Annotated in this window: 3 protein-coding genes; all 3 read left to right on the top strand. The window is 34.9% G+C overall.

All coding sequences use genetic code 11. The features are described 5' to 3' along the window. Positions 1-197: 197 nt before the first annotated feature. Genes CDZ78_RS18120 through CDZ78_RS18110 form a run of 3 tightly spaced genes read left to right on the top strand, consistent with a single transcriptional unit; the run spans position 198 to position 5,413 of the window. The gene (locus tag CDZ78_RS18120) at positions 198-1,145 is read left to right on the top strand and encodes a DUF4007 family protein (protein WP_087871237.1); all 948 of its coding nucleotides are present in this window, start codon (positions 198-200) and stop codon (positions 1,143-1,145) included. A 1-nt stretch (position 1,146) separates the two neighbouring features. After that, on the top strand, positions 1,147-4,527 hold the full coding sequence (locus CDZ78_RS18115; RefSeq protein WP_087871236.1) for a DUF6079 family protein: 3,381 nt from the start codon (positions 1,147-1,149) through the stop codon (positions 4,525-4,527). Beyond that, complete coding sequence (locus CDZ78_RS18110; protein WP_087871235.1) at positions 4,520-5,413, top strand: phosphoadenosine phosphosulfate reductase family protein; 894 nt, start codon at positions 4,520-4,522, stop codon at positions 5,411-5,413. The genes CDZ78_RS18115 and CDZ78_RS18110 overlap by 8 nt, the downstream gene beginning before the upstream one ends. The last annotated feature ends 63 nt before the right edge of the window (positions 5,414-5,476 follow it).

Here is a 5,476-nt window from a genome sequence, read left to right as displayed (position 1 = left end):
CCCTGTCGCCTACCAGGGACTAAAAATCATCACTCCGCTTAGGCTCCGTTTCCCTGATTTTAAGCGAGAGCAACAATCATAAAAGAGCTCTTCTATACAAAAAAAACTCAACACTACATATAAAAACTTGTATCTTCAAAACAAGAATAGCTTTATCATTCGTCTCTGGAGAATTCCTCCAGAAGACATAGATATCAATGAAAGCTAAATTTACAGGGCATAACACTTTCCCTTTAAGATACGGATGGCTGTTTAAGTCTGTTAACTATTTGAATATAAATGGAAAACTACAAACATCAAATGAAGAAAAAACCCGCGAAGCAATTGTTAAGCTAGGTGTAGGGAAAAACATGGTGAATGCTATTCGCTATTGGGCGGAAGCTAGTTCTGTCATTGATGTTGTTTCGACTAATAATCATGTTGATCACATAGTCTCTTTCAATGGGAATTACTTGTTTGGGGGGGCATCTGTTGATGGTAAAGACCCTTATTTAGAGCAGATAGGCTCTATTTGGCTTATTCATTTTTGGTTGAATTTTAACTCGGCTTACCTTTCCTCTTATCGGTACTTTTTTAATTATTCAAATATTCAGCACTTTGAGAAGACAAAATTACTATCAGATTGCTCTGAAGATGCTAAAAGACTGATCACAAATTCTATTGGAAATGGAAACACCCTTAAAAAAGATATTGACTGCTTTTTAAATACTTACTGTAAAAAGTTTAAAAGCTCTACCTCTAAAAAACAAACAAAAGTTGATGAAGACCATTTCACTTCTCCTCTATCTGAACTAAATTTAATTCAAGATAACGGGGGTGGGTTTTATATCAGTAATTTATCTGAACGCCCTGAATTACCGATAGAAATTTTCATTTATGGCCTTGTTAAATTTTCTGAAATTGAAACAAAATATTCTAAAATTAATACAGTTGATTTTGACTCACTTTTAACTAAACCTTGTTCTCCTGGTCGAATATTTAGACTCTCTGAAAGTGGCTTAGGACAAAAACTAGATGAAGCTCAAGAATTTTCAAAAGGCTCTATCAGCTGGATTGATTCTTTAGGTTTAAGACAAATTAGAATTGAACAAACAGCCTTTGATTCGCCTATTTTATTCTTAAATAAATATTACAGTGGTGTTTAAAATGGCTAATCAACCGATAAACATCAATCAACGCTATAAAAGCTCCGCTAGAATTGATAGTGACCAAATAGATTTCAAACCCTTTATTGATGATTTTATTCTTCACGGTACTGCGCTTAATGTACTCGATACCATTAGCCAAGATTTTTCTGGTAGTGCTCAAAGAGCCTACACATTAACGGGGCCATATGGCTCTGGTAAGTCAACCCTTGCACTTTATTTATCTAGCCTATTATCTAGTAATACAAAAGAGCGCGAGTATGCGACTAATAAACTTCAAAAAACAAATAATATCTTTGAAAACTTTACGAGCCGCTTTAATGTAAACCACGGCTGGGTAGTTGTTAAGCATGTTTGCGGCCTTGATTCACCTGCAAATGCTATTTTAGTCAGTATTTATACTGCGCTTAATATTGAGTTTGATTTGGGCACGGTTAAGACTTTTGATGATGAACGATGTCTTGAAGAAATAACGCATTCTTTATCTAATCAACCAAAAGAATCAGATGGTGTTCTTCTGCTCCTTGATGAGATGGGAAAGGCATTAGACTTTCAATCAAGGTCTAACAAAGATCTACATTTATTCCAGTCCTTAGCTGATATTGTCCAACAAGCTAAAAGCCCCGTGATGCTGATTGGTTTTTTACATCAATCTTTTTCTGATTATGCAAAAAATAAGGATGTTACATCTCAAAAAGAGTGGGCAAAAGTACAGGGTCGATATAGAGATTTAAGCTTCAATCCATCAATTGACGAGTCGCTTGTTCTTGTAGGTGATTCAATAACAAAAGATGATGATATTACTAAAAAACTAGAGTCTAAATATAAAAAGCTAATAGCTAATATTTTAATCTCTTTTGAGGCTCAAAGTAGAAATAAGCTTGCTCTGACTAAAACATTACCCATTGATCCGCTAGTAAGCTTGTTACTTGGCCCTATTTCTAGACGGCGCTTTTCTCAAAATGAACGGAGCTTATTTGGTTTTTTAGCTTCACATGAAAAGCTAGGCTTTAGAGAGTTTTTGTCTGAAAACTATACTAATACAATATCTACTTTAGGTCTGTATCAACCAGAGAAATTATGGGACTATCTACACCATAACCTACACCACCTAATTACAACCTACCCTGATAGTAAGGCTTGGCTAGAGGGCTGTGATGCCATCTATCGAGCTAGTCAGAAGGGTTCTGATTTGCATGTGTCGATTACTAAAGTAATTGCACTATTGACGATTTTTGGCTTTCAACATCATTTACATGCTAAGAAAAAATTTATTACCGCTTATTTCTCGGCAAGAGGACTTGAAAAAAGTGTCATACAATCGGCCATTGCTGATTTAGAAAGTTGGACCGTTATTATATATCGACAAAAACATAATGCCCTTTTTGTTTTTCAGGGTAGTGATATTGATATAAATAACATGGTTGTAGATCGAATTGAATCAATTAGCCAAGGTGTTGATTGGACAAGTGTTTGCAATATGCCTCAAAATATTTTAGCTACGGCTCATTATCATAAATTTGGCACAATGAGATGGGCCAGAACTCAACTCATCAATAAGATAGATAGTGTACTTATTGATTCATTAAAGACACCTGCTTTAACAGGGGAGTCATTTCTTAGCTTTATTCTTCCTGCAAATCCATCTATTGCTAAAGAGCTCTCGTCTGAAGAGTTGCCTTATGCTGCCATTGGTCAAATTTCCTCTTTAGACAGCTTAAAATCTGTAGCTATTGAGTTAATTGCTCTTAATCAAATATCTAAAGAAGAAGAAAAGATAAACCATGATTTAATTGCTAAAAATGAATTGGAAAATAGAATTCAATTGGCAAACCAGAATATTGAAAAGGAATTAAATTCAGCATTTAGAAATGCCAGCTGGTCCCATAAAGGGATAGCTATACCTGCTCAACCTTTGTCTGTTTCTGCCTCTAAAATAGCTGATGAAATATTCCATTCGTCTCCTAAAGTTATTAACGAGCTTGTAAATAGATCAAAACCTTCTGGAAGTGCTAATAGTGCAATCCGTAAGCTAATGAATGCAATGCTTAAAAGTGGAGATAAAGAAGACTTGGGCTTTGCTAGTGATTCATTTCCGCCAGAAAAAGGTCTTTACTTATCCTGTTTAAAAAGTAAGGGTTGGCATTGTAAATCAGACGAGGGATATGTTTTTCCTAGTCAATGGAGTGATGCCTCAATTAAAGCTAATCCAAGTATGCATGCTTTATGGCTGGATGGTGTTACCTTTATTAAATCTAGTAAGACAATGATAACCTTGGACGATTTATATAATCGATGGATGCAGCCTCCTTTTGGGCTGACACTTGGATTATGCAGGCTCTATGGACTTGCGTTATTAAAATCATTAGAGGGCCAAATTGCATTTTATGATTTGGATTCAACTAAACAATTTATCTTCATCCCAGAATTAGATGAGGAATTAATTACTAAAATATACAAACACCCACTAGAAGCAGGTGTCAGATATTTTGAAATATCTAAAATACAAACTCACCTTTTAGATACGCTTGCTAAGGCAACTATTGGTGAAGATAAATCTGGTGATATAGTCCTTGGAATTGCTAAACATATTGTGAAGATAGTTCATACCTTACCGACATGGGTTAAAAAAACCAGTGGAGAGAGCTTTTCACAATCTAACAATGCCCAAGTTTTAACTAAGGAAGCAAAAACATTTAGAAACAAAGTAATTGCCGCTAACGATCCTTACAAATTAATACTTGAAGATTTGCCAGGCATTTTCAATTTAGATAAAAATGACAAAAATATTGATGAAAAACTAGGGCTAAGCCTAAAAACAGCCATTGAAGATTTATCTGTTCAACACGATATGCTTTTATCTGGCTTTAAACAAATTATTATGAGTAATTTAGCGGCTGAATTTGATGATGATTTAAAAGCTCGTTGTGAATTAATTGTTTCTGTAGCTCAACGACCGAATGTGAAGGAACTTGCTTCTCGGTTAATTGACTATATAAGTGGTAATGCTAAATTTGAATCTATCGTAAACTTAGCAGCAACTGTACCTGAAAGAAACTGGACTGATAAACACTTAAGAAATGGATTAGATGAACTACAAAACTTATGCATTCAATTTAGACGTATTGAATCATTCAGTAATATTAGCAACAAAGGCTCTTCGCAACCTTTAGTTCTAACAACTACAGATAGCTCGGGTAACTATAAAGAGCATGATAGTTTCATTAAATTCAATTTAGAAAATGAAAAAAATGTTAAATCTGCTGTTGATAGTGTTAGATCAACCATTGCTCACTTATCAAAAGAAGAGCAATTAGCAGCCCTAACGAATATACTTTCTAGCTTAATGGATTCAACAACAAGTAGTAAATCTAATGACTAAAAAAATCAAACATGTCTTAGGCATATCAGGTGGAAAAGACAGTAGTGCTTTAGCTCTATATGTTAAAGAAACTCGCCTTGAATTAGAAATAGAGTATTTTTTTACTGATACAGGATATGAGCTGCCTGAAACAAATGATTTTGTTGACCAATTAGAAGAGAAATTAGGATATATTCATCGATTAAATGACCGCTCTTTAAACAATATGGAAGGACGAGGTGATAAAACATTTTCACATTTACTTAAAGAGCATGGTAACTACTTACCTTCACAACGTGACCGATGGTGCACAATACAGATGAAACTCAAACCATTTGAGCAATGGGTAGATGCTTTTATTGCTGATGGTTATGAAATCAAAAATTATGTTGGTATTAGGGCAGATGAGCCTAACCGAACTGGTTTTATGGTAATTGAAAAGCCGATTGAATCTATTTTTCCCTTCCGTGAAGATGGCATTGTAAGAAGTGATATAGAAAATATTCTTCAACGTAATGGTTTGGAGTTACCAGCTTACTATGAATGGCGCTCCCGCTCTGGCTGTACATTTTGTTTTTATCAACAGAAAATAGAATGGCTAAAGCTAAAGGAGAAACACCCCTCTTTATTTGAAGAAGCAAAAACTTTTGAAAAAGGTAAAGATAATAATGTAGTGGGAGAGACATTTTATTGGATGGGGCAAGGTCAACCTCTAAGTACACTTGAAGACCCTGAAGTGCAACAGCGGATCATCGAAAACCATGAGAAGAAGGTTGATCGATTTAAAAAGAAAAGACGCAGAAATGCATTACTCGATAATTCAGAAGGTTTCTGTGAATTTAACGATTTAGATGAAATTTATGATGAGGCTGAAGGCGGTGGTGCTTGTGTTACCTGCTACAAATAGCTAATACTAACGCTGAAAATCCTGGAAACGGAGCTTAAGCGAAGTGAAGATTTTTAGTCCGTG

This window comes from Bathymodiolus platifrons methanotrophic gill symbiont (genome assembly GCF_002189065.1).
In the GTDB taxonomy this organism is placed as follows: Bacteria; Pseudomonadota; Gammaproteobacteria; order Methylococcales; family Methylomonadaceae; genus Methyloprofundus.
This window is presented reverse-complemented; position numbering and strand designations above follow the sequence as displayed.

Coding starts and splice junctions, on each gene's coding strand:
- CDZ78_RS18110 (WP_087871235.1), top strand. CDS start 4,520: ATGACTAAAAAAATCAAACATGTCTTAGGCATATCAGGTGGAAAAGAC.
- CDZ78_RS18120 (WP_087871237.1), top strand. CDS start 198: ATGAAAGCTAAATTTACAGGGCATAACACTTTCCCTTTAAGATACGGA.
- CDZ78_RS18115 (WP_087871236.1), top strand. CDS start 1,147: ATGGCTAATCAACCGATAAACATCAATCAACGCTATAAAAGCTCCGCT.